Source organism: Nocardioides sp. (genome assembly GCF_030019515.1).
In the GTDB taxonomy this organism is placed as follows: Bacteria; Actinomycetota; Actinomycetes; order Propionibacteriales; family Nocardioidaceae; genus Nocardioides.
Genome location: NZ_JASEEQ010000010.1, coordinates 155027 through 172940 on the forward strand (window position 1 = coordinate 155027; position 17914 = coordinate 172940).

General features: G+C 71.2%; 18 protein-coding genes. 17 read left to right on the forward strand and 1 reads right to left on the reverse strand.

What is annotated here, in order from left to right:
- The first annotated feature begins 24 nt into the window (after nt 1-24).
- The 16 genes from QMC84_RS15250 (at nt 25) to QMC84_RS15325 (ending at nt 15814) form a co-directional block, all read left to right on the forward strand.
- Nucleotides 25-783, forward strand: a complete 759-nt coding sequence (locus QMC84_RS15250; protein WP_300376046.1) for an ATP-binding cassette domain-containing protein — start codon at nt 25-27, stop codon at nt 781-783.
- Nucleotides 780-2039, forward strand: a complete 1260-nt coding sequence (locus tag QMC84_RS15255) for an ABC transporter permease (protein WP_300376048.1) — start codon at nt 780-782, stop codon at nt 2037-2039. The genes QMC84_RS15250 and QMC84_RS15255 overlap by 4 nt, the downstream gene beginning before the upstream one ends.
- Nucleotides 2040-2051: 12 nt before the next feature.
- Entirely contained in the window at nt 2052-3242 is a 1191-nt protein-coding gene (locus tag QMC84_RS15260; RefSeq protein WP_300376050.1) for an ROK family transcriptional regulator, read from the forward strand.
- A gap of 37 nt (nt 3243-3279) precedes the next feature.
- A complete protein-coding gene (pgsA, locus tag QMC84_RS15265; RefSeq protein WP_300376052.1) occupies nt 3280-3900 on the forward strand; it encodes a phosphatidylinositol phosphate synthase in 621 nt (206 codons plus the stop codon).
- 3 nt (nt 3901-3903) lie between these two features.
- Nucleotides 3904-4815: a pyridoxal 5'-phosphate synthase lyase subunit PdxS gene (pdxS, locus tag QMC84_RS15270; protein ID WP_300376054.1), complete on the forward strand. Its 912-nt coding sequence runs from the start codon at nt 3904-3906 to the stop codon at nt 4813-4815.
- Nucleotides 4812-5429 carry a pyridoxal 5'-phosphate synthase glutaminase subunit PdxT gene (gene pdxT, locus QMC84_RS15275; protein ID WP_300376056.1) on the forward strand — a complete coding sequence of 206 codons (618 nt, stop codon included), beginning with the start codon at nt 4812-4814 and terminating at the stop codon, nt 5427-5429. Before pdxS ends, pdxT begins: the two co-directional genes overlap by 4 nt.
- 9 nt (nt 5430-5438) lie before the next feature.
- Entirely contained in the window at nt 5439-6218 is a 780-nt protein-coding gene (locus QMC84_RS15280) for a YebC/PmpR family DNA-binding transcriptional regulator (RefSeq protein ID WP_300376058.1), read from the forward strand.
- 114 nt (nt 6219-6332) lie between these two features.
- Nucleotides 6333-6866, forward strand: coding sequence for a crossover junction endodeoxyribonuclease RuvC (gene ruvC / locus QMC84_RS15285; protein ID WP_300376060.1), 534 nt, complete (start codon nt 6333-6335; stop codon nt 6864-6866).
- Nucleotides 6863-7465 carry a Holliday junction branch migration protein RuvA gene (gene ruvA, locus QMC84_RS15290; RefSeq protein ID WP_300376062.1) on the forward strand — a complete coding sequence of 201 codons (603 nt, stop codon included), beginning with the start codon at nt 6863-6865 and terminating at the stop codon, nt 7463-7465. The genes ruvC and ruvA overlap by 4 nt, the downstream gene beginning before the upstream one ends.
- Before the next feature lie 4 nt (nt 7466-7469).
- Nucleotides 7470-8552: a Holliday junction branch migration DNA helicase RuvB gene (gene ruvB / locus QMC84_RS15295; RefSeq protein WP_300376064.1), complete on the forward strand. Its 1083-nt coding sequence runs from the start codon at nt 7470-7472 to the stop codon at nt 8550-8552.
- 177 nt (nt 8553-8729) lie between these two features.
- A complete protein-coding gene (yajC, locus tag QMC84_RS15300; RefSeq protein ID WP_300376066.1) occupies nt 8730-9041 on the forward strand; it encodes a preprotein translocase subunit YajC in 312 nt (103 codons plus the stop codon).
- Between the two features lies 1 nt (nt 9042).
- A complete protein-coding gene (gene secD / locus QMC84_RS15305) occupies nt 9043-10737 on the forward strand; it encodes a protein translocase subunit SecD (RefSeq protein WP_300376068.1) in 1695 nt (564 codons plus the stop codon).
- The gene (gene secF, locus QMC84_RS15310) at nt 10737-11975 is read left to right on the forward strand and encodes a protein translocase subunit SecF (RefSeq protein WP_300376070.1); all 1239 of its coding nucleotides are present in this window, start codon (nt 10737-10739) and stop codon (nt 11973-11975) included. Before secD ends, secF begins: the two co-directional genes overlap by 1 nt.
- Nucleotides 11972-12529, forward strand: a complete 558-nt coding sequence (locus QMC84_RS15315) for an adenine phosphoribosyltransferase (protein ID WP_300376072.1) — start codon at nt 11972-11974, stop codon at nt 12527-12529. Before secF ends, QMC84_RS15315 begins: the two co-directional genes overlap by 4 nt.
- A 92-nt stretch (nt 12530-12621) precedes the next feature.
- Nucleotides 12622-14853, forward strand: a complete 2232-nt coding sequence (locus tag QMC84_RS15320; RefSeq protein WP_300376115.1) for a bifunctional (p)ppGpp synthetase/guanosine-3',5'-bis(diphosphate) 3'-pyrophosphohydrolase — start codon at nt 12622-12624, stop codon at nt 14851-14853.
- 67 nt (nt 14854-14920) lie between these two features.
- Nucleotides 14921-15814, forward strand: coding sequence for a hypothetical protein (locus tag QMC84_RS15325; protein WP_300376074.1), 894 nt, complete (start codon nt 14921-14923; stop codon nt 15812-15814).
- A gap of 20 nt (nt 15815-15834) precedes the next feature.
- On the opposite strand, the gene QMC84_RS15330 is transcribed toward QMC84_RS15325, so the two are convergent.
- Nucleotides 15835-17076, reverse strand: a complete 1242-nt coding sequence (locus QMC84_RS15330; RefSeq protein ID WP_300376076.1) for a DUF349 domain-containing protein — start codon at nt 17074-17076, stop codon at nt 15835-15837.
- A gap of 166 nt (nt 17077-17242) precedes the next feature.
- On the opposite strand from QMC84_RS15330, the gene QMC84_RS15335 reads away from it, so the two are divergent.
- Nucleotides 17243-17914, forward strand: a complete 672-nt coding sequence (locus tag QMC84_RS15335) for an MBL fold metallo-hydrolase (protein ID WP_300376078.1) — start codon at nt 17243-17245, stop codon at nt 17912-17914.

A 17914-nucleotide genomic window follows, 5' to 3' on the forward strand; every position in this document is an offset into this window, starting at 1 on the left:
GATCAACCCCGGAAGGGTGAGCCAATGTCGAGTGGAGAGCCGCTGCTGGAGCTGCGCGGCGTTCAGAAGAGCTTCGGCGCCGTGCACGTGCTGCAGGGCGTCGACCTGACGGTACGGCCCGGCCGCGTCACGGCCCTGGTCGGCGACAACGGAGCCGGCAAGAGCACGCTGATCAAGGGGATCGCCGGCATCCACCCGTTCGACGAGGGCGACTACGCGTTCGAGGGCGGCGCCGTCCACGTGAAGAGCCCGCGTGACTCGAACGCACTGGGTATCGAGGTCGTCTACCAGGACCTCGCGCTGTGCGACAACCTCGACGTCGTCCACAACATGTTCCTGGGCCGCGAGCTCACCAAGAACGGCGTCGTCGACGAGGACACGATGGAGGCTCGCGCCCGAGAGACGCTCGACGGCCTCTCGGTCCGCACGCTGACGTCGGTGCGCACCCACGTCGCCGCCCTGTCCGGTGGCCAGCGCCAGACGGTCGCCATCGCGCGCGCCGTCCTCTGGAACTCCAGGCTCGTCATCCTCGACGAGCCGACGGCGGCGCTGGGCGTCGCGCAGACGGAGCAGGTCCTCAAGCTGGTCCGCCGACTCGCCGACCGTGGTCTCGGCGTCGTGCTGATCAGCCACAACCTCAACGAGGTCTTCCAGGTCGCCGACGACATCGCGGTCCTCTACCTCGGCCAGATGGTCGCGCAGGTCGAGGCCTCGACCACCAGCCGTGAGCGGGTCGTCGCGGCGATCACGACCGGCAAGCTGAACGAGGGGGATGCGGCATGAGCGTCGCTACCGAGGAGATCCACGACACCCAGGACGCCCGCAGCCGCGCCACCGTCCGTGGCCTGGCCAAGGAGTACCTCGCCAAGCTCCGGGGCGGTGACGTCGGGTCGCTCCCGGCGATCCTCGGGCTCGTCGCGCTCGTCATCGCCTTCTCGGCCCTCCGGCCCGAGACCTTCACGAAGGCGTTCAACTTCGGCAACCTGATCCAGCAGTCGGCCGGCGTCACCATCATCGCGATGGGGATGGTCTTCGTCCTGCTGCTCGGCGAGATCGACCTCTCGGCGGGCTACACCGCCGGCACGTCCGCAGGCGTGATGTGCCTCCTGCTCATCGAGCACGGCTGGCCGGTCGCGCTGGCGATCCTCGCCTGTCTCGTCACCGGCGCGGTGATCGGCACCTGCATCGGCCTGATCGTCTCGCGGCTCGGCATCCCGTCGTTCGTCGTCACCCTGGCCGCGTTCCTCGGCCTGCAGGGCGTCATGCTCACCATCATCGGCGAGAAGGGGTCGATCGACTCCGGCGAGTTCGTCGCGAAGCTCAACAGCGAGAACCTTCCGGTCTGGCTGGGGTGGGTCGTCGCGGTGGTCCTGGTGGCGCTCTACGCGGCGGCGACGTTCCGGGCCAACCGGCGCCGCCGGCGCCACGGCCTGAACAGCCAGCCGACGCTCCTGTGGGCACTGAAGTCGGGCTTCCTCGCCGTCATCGTCGGCCTGATCGTCTTCTACCTCTCGGTCGAGCGCAGTCCCAACGCGCACATCAAGTCGATCAAGGGCGTCCCGATCGCGCTGCTCATCCTCGTCGGGCTCACGCTCGTCCTCGGCGCGCTGCTGAGCCGGACCAAGTGGGGCAGCCACGTCTACGCCGTCGGCGGCAACGCCGAGGCGGCGCGCCGCGCGGGCATCAACGTCCCGATGATCCAGCTGACCTGCTTCATGCTCTCCTCCACGGTGGCGGCGGTCGGAGGCATCATGCTCGTGAGCTACAGCGGCGGCGTGAACAACGTGACCGGTGGCACCACGATCCTGCTCTACGCGGTGGGCGCGGCCGTCATCGGCGGCACCAGCCTGTTCGGAGGCAAGGGGCGGGTCGTCGACGCCCTGATCGGCGGCACCGTCGTGGCAGTCATCGCCAACGGCATGGGCCTGCTGAACCAGCCCGACAGCAGGAAGTACATCGTCACCGGTCTGGTGCTGCTCGTCGCCGCGAGCGTCGACGCGATCAGTCGGCGCCGGGCCGCGGCAACCGGTCGCGTCTGACGGGAGAGAGCAGTGCCCACCCCCACCGGAGTCAGCACCGACGAGCTGCGGCGCGCGAACCTGCGCGCGATCCTGCAGACGGTGCACACGCGCGGTCCGACGACCCGCGCGGTCCTCACCCGCCAGCTGGGGCTCAACCGCAGCACGATCGGTGCGCTCACCGGTGAGCTGCAGAGCCTGGGGCTGGTGTCGGAGGAGACGTCGGCGGTGGGTGGTCGCTCGGGTCGCCCGTCGCACCTCGTGGTGCCGCGCGAGGACAACGTCGTGGTCGCGGTGGATGTGGGTGTGGACCGGATCGCGGTCGCCCTCGTCGGCCTCGGCGGCGAGGTCCTCGACCGGCGGGACCGGCGCCACCAGCGGGGCGAGCACGACGTCGGCCACGTGGTCGACGCGGTGGCCCAGATGGTCGAGGACGTGCTCGGCGCAGCGGGCGACCAGAAGGTGCGGTGCCTCGGCGTCGGCGTCGCCGTACCCGGAGCGGTGCGGGCCGTCGACGGCTTCGTCCGCTTCGCCCCGAACCTCGGCTGGGCCGAGGTGCCGTTCACCGACCTGCTGGCAGCACGGCTCGGCCGCCCGGTCGCCACCGGTAACGACGCCGACCTCGGCGCCCTCGCCGAGCACGTCCGGGGGGCCGCTGTCGGCTACACCGAGGCGGTCTACCTCAACGCCAGCGTCGGCATCGGTGGCGGCTTCCTGATGGCCGGGCGGCCGCTGGCCGGGGCCCGCGGGTACGCCGGGGAGGTCGGCCACATGCAGGTCGACAGCCAGGGCCCGGTGTGCCGCTGCGGAGCCGTCGGCTGCTGGGAGACCAAGGTGGGGGAGAACGTGCTGCTGCGGCTCGCCGGGCGGCTGCCCGGCGGGGGACCGCCGGCGGTCGCCGAGGTGATCGAGGCCGCCCGCGCGGGGGAGCGCCGGGCCGCCGAGGCCGTCGCCGAGGTCGCCGACTGGTGCGGCGTCGGCCTGCGCGGGATCGTCAACCTCTTCGACCCCGAGATCGTGGTCCTCGGCGGCTCCCTCGCGCAGGTGTGGAGGGCGGCGGAGGCAACGGTCAACGAGGCCATGGCACGCAGCACGATGATGCCGCGCGACGACGTCTTGATCCGCGCGGCGCAGTTCGGGGTCGACTCCCCGCTCATCGGTGCGGCCGAGCTGGCCTTCGCGCCGGTGCTGGACCACCCCCAGGCCGTGCCGACCGCCAGTTGACCCCCGCTGAGCCCGGGACGGGTAGCCTGCTGCCGCCATGCTCGAACGTTTCCGCGCCTTCTGGACCAGGGTCATCTCGCCGGTCGCCCATCTGTTGATCCGACTGGGGGTGAGCCCCGACGCCGTGACGCTGGTCGGCACGCTCGGCGTGTGCGCCGGCGCGCTGGTGTTCTTCCCCCAGGGTCGGCTGCTCGCCGGGGTGCTCGTGATCACCGCGTTCGTGTTCAGCGACCTCCTGGACGGCTACATGGCGCGCACGACGGGGCGGGTCAGCAAGTTCGGGGCGTTCTGGGACTCCACGCTCGACAGGGTCGCGGACGGCGCGATCTTCATCGGCCTCGCGCTGTACTTCGCCTGGGCGGAGCCGAGCCGGCTCTACCTGGTGCTCAGCCTGGTCTGCCTGCTGATGGGCGGAGTGACGTCGTACGCCCGCTCCCGCGGCGAGACCCTGGGCTTCTCCGTCAAGGTCGGCATCGCCGAGCGCGCCGACCGGCTGGTCGCGATCCTCGTGATGACCGGGTTCAGCGCGATCTTCGACCTGCCCGTGCTGCTCCACATCGCCCTCTGGGCGCTGGCGATCGCGTCCACGATCACGGTCGGACAGCGCGTATGGGTGGTCCGGAAGCAGGCGATCGCGGAGGCCCGCACTACGATCTGAGGCATGGTCGACAGCCCCACCACTGACAGCACCCCCACTACCGGCACCACGCGCGTCAAGCGCGGCATGGCCGAGATGCTCAAGGGGGGCGTGATCATGGACGTGGTCACGCCGGAGCAGGCGAAGATCGCCGAGGACGCCGGCGCCGTCGCCGTGATGGCACTCGAGCGGGTCCCGGCCGACATCCGGGCCCAGGGTGGGGTCTCGCGGATGAGCGACCCCGACATGATCGACGGCATCATCGAGGCGGTCTCGATCCCGGTGATGGCCAAGGCCCGGATCGGGCACTTCGCCGAGGCGCAGGTGCTGCAGTCGCTCGGCGTCGACTACATCGACGAGTCCGAGGTGCTCACGCCGGCCGACTACGCGAACCACATCGACAAGTGGGCGTTCACCGTGCCGTTCGTGTGCGGGGCCACCAACCTGGGCGAGGCGCTGCGCCGGATCACCGAGGGTGCGGCGATGATCCGCTCCAAGGGCGAGGCTGGCACCGGTGACGTCTCCAACGCCGTGACGCACATGCGCACCATTCGCCGCGAGATCCGGCGCCTGGGGGCCATGGAGCCCGACGAGCTGTACGTGGCCGCCAAGGAGCTGCAGGCGCCCTACGCCCTGGTCAAGGAGGTCGCCGAGCGCGGCAAGCTGCCGGTCGTGCTGTTCACCGCCGGCGGCATCGCGACCCCGGCCGACGCGGCGATGATGATGCAGCTCGGCGCCGAGGGCGTGTTCGTCGGCTCCGGCATCTTCAAGTCCGGCAACCCCGCGCAGCGTGCCGAGGCGATCGTCAAGGCCACGACCTTCCACGACGACCCCGACATGGTCGCGAAGGTCTCCCGCGGGCTCGGCGAGGCCATGGTCGGCATCAACGTGGAGGAGCTCCCCCAGCCGCACCGGCTCGCCGAGCGCGGCTGGTGACGACCGCCCCCACGACCCCGCCGACGATCGGCGTCTTCGCCCTCCAGGGCGACGTCCGTGAGCACCTCCGGATGCTCACGGAGCTCGGCGTCGAGGCGATCGCCGTACGCCGACCCGTCGAGCTGGATGCGTGCGCCGGGCTGGTGATCCCCGGTGGCGAGTCGACCACGATGGCCAAGCTGGCCCGCACGTTCGACCTGTTCGAGCCGATCCGGCAGCGGATCAAGGAGGGCATGCCCACCTTCGGGACGTGCGCCGGCATGATCATGCTCGCCGACCGGATCGAGGACGGCACCGCCGACCAGGAGACGCTCGGTGGCCTCGACATCACGGTGCGCCGCAACGCCTTCGGCCGGCAGGTCGACTCGTTCGAGGGCGACATCGACGTCGTCGGCCTCGACGCGCCCCTGCACGCGATCTTCATCCGGGCGCCCTGGGTGGAGGCCGTGGGGGACTCGGTCGAGGTGCTCGCGCGTGTCGAGGAGGGGCCGGCCGCGGGTAGGATCGTCGCGGTCCGTCAGGGTTCGCTGATGGCGACGTCGTTCCACCCCGAGGTGGGTGGCGACTCCCGGGTCCACCGGCTGTTCGTGGACCTGGTCACCGAGGAGAGATAGGGATACGCCATGTCTGGCCACTCCAAGTGGGCGACCACCAAGCACAAGAAGGCGGCGATCGACGCCAAGCGCGGCAAGCTGTTCGCCAAGCTGATCAAGAACATCGAGATCGCGGCCAAGATGGGCGGCCCCGACCCGGCCGGCAACCCGACCCTCTACGACGCCATCCAGAAGGCCAAGAAGCAGTCGGTCCCGAACAAGAACATCGACTCCGCGGTCAAGCGCGGTGGCGGCCTCGAGAGCGGCGGCGTCGACTACGAGACGATCATGTACGAGGCCTACGGGCCCCAGGGCGTCGCGCTGCTCGTCGAGTGCCTCACCGACAACCGCAACCGGGCGGCCATGGAGGTCCGGACCGCGGTCACTCGCAACGGCGGCACGATGGCCGACCCCGGCTCGGTCTCCCGCCTGTTCACCCGCAAGGGCGTGGTGGTGGTGGAGAAGAACCAGGAGCGCGGCGGCAAGCCGTGGGAGATCGGCGAGGACGACATCCTCGAGGCGACCCTCGACGCGGGCGCGGAGGAGGTCAGCGACCTCGGCGACGGCTTCGAGATCCAGTCGGAGGCCGCGGACGTGGTCGCGGTGCGCACGGCGCTGCAGGCCGCCGGCATCGACTACGACTCCGCCGAGGTGCAGTTCGTCGCCACCCTGGACATCCCGGTCGCGGAGACCGACGTCGCGGGCAAGGTCTTCCGCCTGGTCGACGCGGTCGACGACCTCGACGACGTGCAGAACGTCTTCACCAACGCCGACATCCCCGACGAGGTCCTCGACGCCATCGAGGCGTGAGCGGGCTGCTCGGCCCGCGCCCGCACCGACGCCACCGGGCGTGTCCTGCGGCGATCGGGGGGCGGCGACGGCTAGCGTGGCCTCCGAACACCTGTTCGGACGGAGGCTGACGGCATGCGTGTGCTCGGGATCGACCCCGGCCTGACCCGCTGCGGGATGGGCGTGGTCGAGGGCTCGGTCGGCCGGCCGCTGACGCTGGTCGACGTGAACGTGCTGCGCACCTCCGCCGACCTGCCCGTGCCCGAGCGCCTGGTGACGATCGAACGTGGGGTCGAGGCGTGGATCGAGGAGCACGCCCCGGACGCGGTCGCGATCGAGCGGGTCTTCGCGCGCTCCGACGTCAGCACCGTGATGGGCACCGCCCAGGCCAGCGGGGTCGCGATGGTCGTCGCCGCGCGACGCGGCCTGCCGATCGGGCTGCACACGCCGAGCGAGGTCAAGGCGGCGGTGTCGGGCAACGGCCGGGCGGACAAGGCCCAGGTGGGCGCGATGGTGACCCGGATCCTCCGGCTGGACGTGACGCCCAAGCCCGCCGACGCGGCGGACGCCCTGGCGCTGGCCATCACCTACATCTGGCGCGGTGGCGCCCAGTCCCGGATCGACGCGGCGCTGGCCGCAGCCCGTCAGCAAGTGAGGAGCAGGCGATGATCGCCTTCGTGCGCGGCCAGGTGGCCGCTGTGACTCTCTCGAGCGCCGTGCTCGAGGTCGGCGGGGTCGGCCTCGACGTGATGTGTACGCCGAGCACGCTGGCGACCCTCCGGGTCGGCCAGCAGGCGCTCCTCCCGACCAGCATGGTCGTCCGCGAGGACTCCCTGACCCTGTTCGGGTTCGCCGACGAGGACGAGAGGCAGACCTTCGAGCTGCTGCAGACCGCGTCCGGGGTCGGCCCCAAGCTCGCCCAGGCGATGCTTGCGGTGCTCTCCACCGACGACCTGCGCCTGGCCATCACCGGAGACGACGTCAAGATGCTGACCCGGGTGCCGGGTATCGGCCAGAAGGGTGCCCAGCGGATCATCCTCGAGCTCCGGGACCGCATCGGTGCGCCGAGCAGCGCGAGCCGGGCGGCAGGCGCATCGGCGGCGCCCGGCGCCCTCTGGCGCGACCAGGTCCACCAGGGGCTCGTCGGCCTGGGGTGGCCGGCCCGCGACGCCGAGAAGGCCGTCGACGCGGTCGCCCCGGAGGCGGGTGACGTCCCGGATGTCGCGGCGCTGCTGCGGGCCGCCCTACGGACGCTGAGCAGGGCGTGAGCCGATGACGTTCCACGAGGACGACCTCGACCTGGCCGAGGAGGCCCACGTCCGCTCGCTCACCGCCGCCGAGGCGGACGGCGACGAGCGCGCCGTGGAGGCGGCCCTGCGCCCGCGCACGCTCGACGAGGTGGTCGGCCAGGTCCGGGTGCGCGACCAGCTCGGGCTGGTCCTCGAGGCCGCCCGCCGACGCGGCCGGGCTCCCGACCACGTGCTGCTCTCCGGCCCGCCGGGTCTCGGCAAGACCACGCTGGCGATGATCATCGCCAGCGAGATGGGCGCTCCGCTGCGGCTGACCAGCGGTCCCGCGATCACCCACGCCGGCGACCTGGCCGCGATCCTGTCGGGGATGAACGAGGGTGACGTCCTCTTCGTCGACGAGATCCACCGGATGTCGCGGCCCGCCGAGGAGATGCTCTACATGGCGATGGAGGACTTCCGGGTCGACGTCGTCATCGGCAAGGGGCCCGGCGCCACGGCGATCCCGCTCGACATCCCGCCGTTCACCCTGGTCGGGGCGACCACCCGGGCGGGACTGCTGCCCGGCCCGCTGCGGGACCGGTTCGGCTTCACGGCTCACCTGGAGTTCTACGAGCCCCACGAGCTGGACCTGATCGTCCAGCGCTCGGCTCGGCTGCTCGAGGTGCACGTCCTGCCCGACGGCACCGCCGAGATCGCCTCCCGCTCACGCGGTACGCCGCGGATCGCGAACCGGCTGCTGCGCCGGGTCCGCGACTTCGCCCAGGTCCGCGCGGACGGCGTGGTCACGCTCCCGGTCGCGCAGGACGCGCTTGACCTCTACGAGGTCGACCAGCTCGGGCTGGACCGGCTCGACCGGGGCGTCCTGGACGTCCTGTGCCGCCGCTTCGGAGGTGGACCGGTCGGCATCTCCACGCTGGCGGTGGCGGTCGGCGAGGAGCGCGAGACCGTCGAGGAGGTGGCCGAGCCGTTCCTGGTCCGCAACGGCTTCCTGGCCCGCACACCGCGAGGTCGGGTCGCGACGCCGGCCGCCTGGGAGCACCTGGGGCTCACCGCTCCGCCGACCCTCACCCTCCCGGAGGGCGATCCGCCGCTCTTCGACGACTGACGCGTCGGCCCGCGCCGAGGGCCCCGGATTCGCGGCCCTGCCCACCGGCCCGGTTATGCTTGCCCGTCGACCGGCCCCCTCTGGGCTGCGCACCCGACGAGCGCGTTCGCGAGCCCGTCGATGCCATGTCGTCCAAGGTCCTTCCGGATCGCTCAAGATCGCTCGAGAGGTTGTTCCGTGCTGGAGTTGCTGCCGCTTGTCGGCATCGCCCTGCTCTTCTGGCTGTTCATCATCAGGCCGGCCAGTCGGCGGCAGAAGGAACTCGGCCGCATGCAGTCCTCGTTGTCCGTAGGGGACGAGATCGTCCTGACGTCCGGTGTGTACGGGACCGTCCGCGGCATCGAGGACGGGCACGTGCTCCTCGAGATCGCGCCCGCGGTGACCATCAAGGTGGCCCGAGGCGCGGTGGGCAGCATCGCCACCTCGGTCGATGAGCCGGATCTGACCGACGACCGGCCGGAGAGCACCCCCGGCCCGGAGGAGAGCTGAGATGGCACGCAAGTCGTTCCGCCCCGGTCGCACTCTCGTGGTGTTCTTCGTGGTGGTGGCGATCTCCTACGGGCTGGTCGTCCTCGGTGGCACCTGGAAGCCGGAGCTCGGTCTCGACCTCAAGGGCGGCACGCGGATCACGCTGACCGCGACCGGCAGCCCGACCTCGGGCAACCTCAAGGAGGCCGCAGGCATCATCGACCAGCGGGTGAACGGGTCGGGCGTCGCCGAGGCCGAGGTGACCACCCAGGGCAGCAAGTACATCGTGGTCGAGATCCCGGGACCGACGTCGAACAGCCTGGTCGAGACCGTCAAGCGTCAGGCGCAGCTGCGCTTCCGCACCGTGGCCTGCACGAGTCAGTCGCCCGGTCCGTGCGCCACCGCGACCTCGCCGGTGGCGCCGAGCGGCGGCCCGTCGCTCGCGCCCTCGGACAACGCGAGCGGCAGCTCGAAGAACCGGCCGGGCATCCTCGCCAAGCCGGCCGCCAAGCCGTCGAAGAGCCCGTCGCCGAGCCCGACGCAGACGACCTCGCCGTCCGAGACCACCTCGCCGTCCGAGCCGGCCACCGACTCGCCGACCGGCGAGTCGGACGACCCCGCCCAGATGGCGCTGGACTTCATCACGAACCCCGGCAAGGCCGCGATCGAGGCGTTCAACTCCTACACCTGCCCGGCGACCAAGCCGGTCGTCGACAACGCGGACCGGTTCCTGGTCACCTGTGGCACCGAGGCCGAGGGCGACGCGGGCGTCAAGTACCTCCTCTCGCCGGCCGCGGTCGAGGGCACCGACCTGAACAGCGCCGACGCCGTCGTCCCCTCGCAGTCGGTGTCCTGGATCGTCCAGCTCTCGCTGGGCGGCGAGGGCAAGAGCGTCTTCGCGGAGCTGTCGCGGCAGATGGCCGGCACCGGCCAGCAGTTCGCGGTGGTCCTGGACGGCCAGGTGATCTCGAGCCCGGTCTTCACGGGCGTCATCCCGAACGGCGACGCCCAGATCACCGGCAACTTCACCAAGACCTCGGCCCAGGCGCTCGCGACCAGCCTGAAGTACGGTGCGCTGCCGATCGCCTTCGAGAAGGAGGGCACCTCGGTCGAGCAGATCGGCGCGTCGCTGGCCGGCGACCAGCTCTCCGCGGGCATCCTCGCGGGCATCGTCGGCCTGCTGCTGGTGATGCTCTACTGCCTGGTCTACTACCGGGGCCTCGGCCTGGTGGTGATCGCCTCGCTCCTCGTCGCCGGAGTCGTGACGTACTCGATGGTGCTTCTGCTCAGCCAGACAGCCGGCTTCACGCTGACGCTGCCCGGCATCGCCGGCCTGATCGTCGCCGTCGGCATCACCGCGGACTCGTTCATCGTCTACTTCGAGCGGATCCGCGACGAGATGCGCGACGGCAAGTCGATGCGGGTCGCGGTCCAGGCCGGCTGGAAGCGCGCGCGCGGCACCTGCGTGGCGGCGGATGCGGTCTCGCTGCTCGCCGCGATCGTCCTCTACATCTTCGCCACCGGTGTCGTGAAGGGCTTCGCGTTCACGTTGGGTCTCTCCACGCTGATCGACCTGGCGATCTTCTTCTGGTTCACCCACCCGATGCTGTCGGTGCTCGGGCGGTACTCGTTCTTCAACCGGGGGCACAAGCTCTCCGGCCTCGACGCCGAGGCTCTCGGCGTCGACCGGATCAACATCGTGGGAGGGAAGGCCTGATGGGCAAGTTCTCGCGCCTGGGCAACCACCTCTACTCCGGCGAGAAGTCGATCGACTTCGTCGGCCGCAAGTGGCTCTGGTACTCCATCTCCGTCCTCATCATTCTCGGCTCGACCCTCGGCCTGGCCGTCAAGGGCCTGGACATGGGCATCGAGTTCGTGGGTGGCGCCGAGTACAAGGTCAAGGTCGCCCAGGCCGACCAGGAGCTCGCCGACCAGCTGCGCAACGACATCGCGTCCACCGGCATCGACGCCGCCCAGCAGCCGGTGGTCACCACCAGCGGCCAGGACGCGATCCTGGTCCAGGTCAAGCCCCTGACCACCGCGGAGAACGCCGAGATCAAGGACACCATCGCGGCGACGACCGACACCAGCGCGAGCGAGATCAGCGCCACCGAGATCGGGCCGAGCTGGGGCCAGGAGATCGCCAAGCGCGCCGGCACCGGCCTGGTGGTCTTCCTGGTGCTGGTCGTCCTCTTCATCTGGGCCTACTTCCGCGAGTGGAAGATGTCGGTCGGCGCGATCGTGGCCCTCGCCCACGACGTGGTGATCACGATCGGCGTGTATGCACTCTCCGGCTTCGAGGTCACGCCCGCGACGGTCACGGGCCTGCTGACGATCCTGGGGTTCTCGCTCTACGACACCGTCGTCGTCTTCGACAAGGTCCGGGAGAACACCAAGAACCTGCGCGAGAGCCGGACGACCTACGCCAAGGCCGCCAACCTCGCGGTGAACCAGACACTGGTGCGCTCGATCAACACCTCGGTGGTGGCGCTGATCCCGGTCGGCGCGATCCTGTACGTCGGGGCGGTGCAGCTCGGCGCGAGCACGCTGAAGGACCTCGCCCTCGCGCTGTTCGTCGGCATGGCCGCCGGCGCCTACTCCTCGATCTTCATCGCCACCCCGCTCGTGGTCCAGCTCAAGGCCGGCGAGACGGACGTGATCCAGGCCGAGAAGCGCGACAAGGCCCGTCAGAAGAAGGTCGAGGCCGACCGCTACGCGACGGTGCCGGCATTCACCGAGGACATGCCGATCCACGACGAGCCCGGCGTCGGCCGCGTGCCCGAGGGTGACGGCCCGGTCGCGCGGCCGGCCGACCCGAGCCAGGCGCCGCAGGCCCCCGAGGCCGCCGGTCGCGGCCGGATCGCGCCCCAGGCGCACGGCCCGGTCCGGCCCTCCACGGCTGCCGGCCGCCAGCAGCCGACCCGCCAGCCGCGCTCCAAGCGGGGCAAGAAGTGACGCTGCCCGGATCGGAGATCTCGGGACTCGGCAGAGCGCTCACCCTGATCGCGGACGTACCCGACTTCCCCGAGCCCGGGATCCTGTTCAAGGACATCACCCCCCTGCTCGCGGACCACGCGGCACTGTCGGCCGTCGTGGCCGCGCTCGCCGCGCCCGGTCGTGACGAGGCCGGGGTCCCGGTCGTCGACAAGGTGCTCGGCATGGAGTCCCGCGGCTTCATCCTCGGGGCCCCGGTGGCGCTCGCGCTGGGCGTGGGCTTCGTCCCGGTCCGCAAGGCCGGCAAGCTGCCGCGCGCGACGTACGCCGTCTCCTACGCCCTGGAGTACGGCGAGGCCACGCTCGAGGTGCACCAGGACTCGCTCGCGCCGGGGGACCGGGTGCTGCTGGTCGACGACGTGCTCGCCACCGGCGGGACCGCCCGCGCGACCATCGACCTGGTCGAGAAGTGCGGTGCGAGCGTGCACGCGGTGGCGATCCTGATGGAGCTCGGCTTCCTGTCCGGCCGCGAGACGCTCGGGTCCGTCCCGCTCACGGCGCTCCTGACCGTCTGAGTGGTACGTAGACTGACCGAGTGACCGAGGAACGCACCGCCCCGCCCGAGCAGGAGCGGCGCGCCTCGGAGCCGGCACCGTCGACGCGCAGCATGCGTGCGCGGTTCGCCCGGATGGGCACCCGCAACCAGGGCGCCAACCCGGTCCTGGAGCCGCTGTTCCGCTCGGTGCGGGCCAACCACCCGAAGGCGGACCTGGCGCTGCTCGAGCGCGCGTACACGACCGCCGAGCGCATGCACGGCACGCAGACCCGCAAGAGCGGTGATCCCTACATCACCCACCCGCTCGCGGTGACGACGATCCTCGCCGACATCGGCATGACCGAGCCGACCCTGGCCGCGGCGCTGCTGCACGACACGGTCGAAGACACGCCGTACACCCTCGAGCAGGTGCGGCAGGACTTCGGCGAGGAGATCGCCCAGCTGGTCGACGGCGTGACCAAGCTCGACAAGGTCAAGTACGGCGACTCCGCGCAGGCCGAGACGATCCGGAAGATGATCGTCGCGATGTCGCGCGACATCCGGGTCCTGGTCATCAAGCTCGCCGACCGGCTGCACAACATGCGGACCCTGCGCTACGTGCGCCAGGAGACCCAGGAGCGGGTCGCCCGCGAGACGCTGGACATCTACGCGCCGCTGGCCCACCGGCTGGGCATGAACACGATCAAGTGGGAGCTCGAGGACCTGGCGTTCGCCACCCTGCACCCCAAGATCTACGACGAGATCGTCCGGATGGTCGCCGAGCGCGCGCCCTCCCGCGACCAGTTCCTGGCCGAGGTGATCGCCCAGGTGGGGGCCGACCTGCGCGAGGCGAAGGTGAAGGCCTCGGTCACCGGACGCCCCAAGCACTACTACTCGATCTACCAGAAGATGATCGTCGGCGGCCGGGAGTTCTCCGACATCTACGACCTGGTCGGCATCCGCGTGCTCGTCGAGAACGACCGCGACTGCTACACGGTCCTCGGAGTGCTGCACTCGCGCTGGAACCCGGTGCTGGGGCGGTTCAAGGACTACGTCGCGATGCCGAAGTTCAACATGTACCAGTCGCTGCACACGACCGTGATCGGCCCGCAGGGCAAGCCCGTCGAGCTGCAGATCCGCACCTTCGCGATGCACCGGCGTGCGGAGTACGGCGTCGCCGCGCACTGGAAGTACAAGGAGGACGGCCGCGCCGGCATCGACACCGACCGCCCCGGCGACCTCGACGACATGACCTGGGTGCGCCAGCTCCTCGACTGGCAGAACGAGATGGAGGACCCGGGGGAGTTCCTGGAGTCGCTGCGCTTCGAGATCAACCGCGCCGAGGTGTACGTGTTCACCCCGCGCGGCGACGTGATCGCGCTGCCGACCGGTGCGACCCCCGTCGACTTCGCCTACGCCGTGCATACCGAGGTCGGCCATCACACGATCGGCGCCCGCGTCAACGGCCGCCTGGTGCCGCTGGAGTCCGGTCTCGAGAACGGCGACGTCGTCGAGGTCTTCACCTCCAAGGCGCCCAACGCCGGCCCGTCTCGCGACTGGCTCGGCTTCGTGAAGTCCCCGCGGGCGCGCTCCAAGATCCGCCAGTGGTTCACCAAGGAGCGCCGCGAGGAGGCGATCGACCGCGGCAAGGAGCAGATCGCGAAGCTGATGCGCAAGGAGGGCCTGCCGCTCAAGCGACTGCTGTCCCACGAGTCGCTGACGCTGGCGGCCGGCCACTTCAAGCTCGCGGACGTCTCCGCGCTGTACGCCGCCGTCGGCGAGGGCAACCTGTCGGCGCAGAGCGTGGTCCGGCGCGTCATCGACGTCCACGGCGGCGACGGCGGCGCTGCCGAGGACCTCGCCGAGGGCGTGACGATCACCGGCCGCCGCGGCCGGACCAAGGCCCAGCCGGGCGGCGACGCGGGCGTGATCGTCAAGGGCGCTCCGGACGTGTGGGTCAAGCTCGCGAAGTGCTGCACCCCGGTGCCCCCGGACCCGATCCTCGGCTTCGTCACCAAGGGCGGGGGAGTCTCGGTGCACCGCCAGAACTGCACGAACGCCGCCAGCCTGCAGGCCCAGCCGGAGCGGCTCCTCGACGTCGAGTGGGCGCCGACCGGCCAGTCCAGCTTCCTGGTCAACATCCAGGTCGAGGCGCTCGACCGGGCCCGGCTGCTCTCCGACATCACGATGGCGCTCTCGGACGCCCACGTGGACATCCTCAGCGCCAACCTGTCGACCACCCGCGACCGGGTCGCGAAGAGCCGCTTCACCTTCGAGATGGCCGAGGCCAAGCACCTCGACAACGTGCTCAAGGCGGTCCGATCCGTGCCCGGCGTCTTCGACGCCTACCGGGTCACGCAGTAGTCCTGCGGTCTGGACCGCGCGAGACCTACCGATCGGTAGTGCGACCGACGGGCCTAGGTTGCCCTGCATGCGCATGGTTCGCCTCCCCGGTCGGGCCGGGCTCCTGGCAGCCACCCTCGCCGTGACCCTCGTCGTCGGCGCTACCTCGGGCGCGGTGGCCGGCCGGCTGATCTCCTCACCCGACATCCAGGACCGCGGGATCAAGTCCCGCGACCTGGGCGTCAACAGCGTGAGGAACCGCAACCTCGGCCGCGGCGCCGTGACCTGGGAGAGGTCCCTGAACCGCGCGACCCGGCAGCGGATCACCGCCCTCGTGCGCTCCGGGCCGGTCGGCCCGGCGGGCCCCCAGGGTGAGCCGGGGCTGCCGGGCGGGCCGGGGCCGCAGGGCGTGGCCGGCCCGGAGGGGCCGCAGGGTGGCCGGGGACTCGTCGGCCCGCCAGGCGGCGGACTCGTCGGCTCCGCGGTCTACGACGCGGGCGACTTCGTGGTCGTCGACGCCGGCTCGATCAGCACCGACGCCTACTCCCAGGTGGCGGGAGGCCAGATCGTGCTCCCGGGCCCGGGCACCTACCTGCTGAGCGCGCAGGCCGCGTTCCTCACCGGGCCGGGCTCGCTCTTCTTCGACGCTCCGGACCCGGCCGGTCTCGATCTGGCCGACCCGGCAGTGCTGGCCGACTTCTACCCGAGCTCGTGCAGCACCTTCTTCGAGCCCATGTGCCAGGTCAGCATCCCGTACGTCGTGCCGGCCGGCTCGCCGGCCTTCGTGCGGCTCGAGGTGTTCGCGCTGGGGGACCCGGCCGACCTCTGCGGGTGCGAGTCGATCCCCGACCGCACGACGATCACGGTGTTCAAGATGGACGACGACCCCAGGGTGCTGCGACCCGTCCGCGCACCCCGCCTGACCGGGCTCGAGCTGCGGGCGTTGCGCGAGCGGCTTCGCGATCTGCGCGGCCCCAGGTAGCGCCGAGGCGGCTGCGGCGCTCAGCTGAAGTCGGCGCTGGCCCGCTTGGCGGTCTCGAGGAACATCTGTCGTGACGCGAGGTTGTCCTCGAGTTCCTTGACCTTCCGCTCGTTCCCCGCGGCCCTGGCACTCTCGAGATCGGCCTCGACCTGGGCGATCGCGGCCTCGAGCTTGGAGACCATGTCGTCGGCGCGGGCGGACTTCTCGGGATCCGAGCGGCGCCACTGGTCCTCCTCCACGCCGCGGATCTCCTGCTCGACCTTGCGGATCCGGCCCTCGAGCTCCTTCATCCGGTCGCGGGGGACCTTGCCGGCGGCATCCCACCGCTCGGCGAGGTCGCGGAAGGCCCGCTTGGCGGCCTCCAGGTCGGCCCCCTCGGACCTCAGGGCGGGCAGCAGCGCCTCGGCCTCGACGAGCAGCTGCTCCTTCACCACGGCGTTGGCGGCGAACTCCTGGTCCTGCTCGGCCGCAGCGGCGTCACGTGCGCCGAAGAACGCGTCCTGGGCGCCACGGAAGCGCTTCCACAGGGCATCGTCCACCTCGCGGGGCGCAGGGCCGGCCGCCTTCCACTGGCGCATCAGGTCGCGGTAGCGGCCCGCGGTGGGGCCCCACTCGGTGGAGGTGGCGAGCTCCTCGGCCTCCGCCGCCAGCCGCTCCTTGACCGTCCGGGCGGCGTCGCGCTTCTCGTGCTGCTCGGAGAAGTGCGCCTTGCGCCGTCGGGTGTACGCCGTGCGCGCGGTGGAGAACCGGCGCCACAGGGCGTCGTCGGAGGAGCGGTCGATGCGGGGCAGCGCCTTCCACTCGTCGAGCAGCTCGCGCATCCGGTTCGCGCCGTTGCGCCAGTCCGAGCCCTCGGCGAGCCGCTCCGCCTCCTCGACGATCCGCTCCTTGCTGGCCCGCGACCTCGCGGACCTCTCGGCGCGCTCGACCTTCCTGGCCTCACGCTGCTCCTCGAGCACCGGACCGAGCGCGTCCAGCCGCGCGGCCAGGGCGGCGAGGTCGCCCACGGCGTTCGCCTCGTCGACCTGGGTGCGCACCGTGCGCACGGACGCGGCGGCCTCGTCCGGCGACATCACCCCGGACTGCACCCGCTTCTCGAGCAGCTCCACCTCGAACGCGAGCGCGTCGTAGCGCTCGGTGAAGAACTTCAACGCCTCAGCCGGGGTGCCCTCGGGGTACTGGCCGACGGGACGCTCCCCGTCGGCCGTCCTGACGTAGACGGTGCCGTCGTCGTCTACTCGGCCCCACTGATGGCTAGTCACCACGTTGTCCCGGTTCCCTCGATGTGCGATGTGCGATCGACGTCCGCCGGCGGCGGCGCGCAGGAGCCCATGCTAGTCATGAAGCCGGGTCGCTCGCCCGCTGTCGGCGCGGGGCGGCCCTCGCACCGATGCGACGCCGGTCCGGCGCGCTCGATAGTCTGCCCGGGTGCTGATCGCCGGATTCCCCGCAGGCCCGTGGGGCACGAACTGCTACGTGGCGGCCACCGGCCCAGGTAGCGAGTGCGTGATCGTCGACCCCGGCAAGGACGCCACGGACGGCATCGCAGAGGTCGTGCGTGAGCACCGGCTCAAGCCGGTCGCGGTGCTCGTCACCCATGGCCACGTCGACCACATGTGGTGCGTGGCGCCGGTCGCCGGCACGTACGACGCCACGGCGTGGATCCACCCCGAGGACCGGCACCTGCTCGAGGACCCGACGGCCGGCATGTCCCCGGACACCGCCCGGATGCTGCTCGGCGGCGACTACGACTTCGCCGAGCCCGACGACGTCCAGGAGCTCACGGACCTCCAGGAGCTCGAGCTGGCGGGGCTGCGCTTCGTCGTCGACCACACGCCGGGCCACACCCGCGGATCGGTCACGTTCCGGTCGCCCTACGACCGTGCGGACGTGTCGGAGGTGATGTTCTCCGGCGACCTGCTGTTCGCGGGCTCGATCGGCCGCACCGACCTGCCGGGCGGCGACCACGCCACGATGCTCCGGAGCCTGGCCCAGAAGGTGCTCCCGCTGGCCGACGACGTGGTCGTGCTGCCGGGCCACGGCGAGCAGACGTCCATCGGTCGCGAGCGTGCGACCAACCCCTTCCTCCAGGATCTCTGA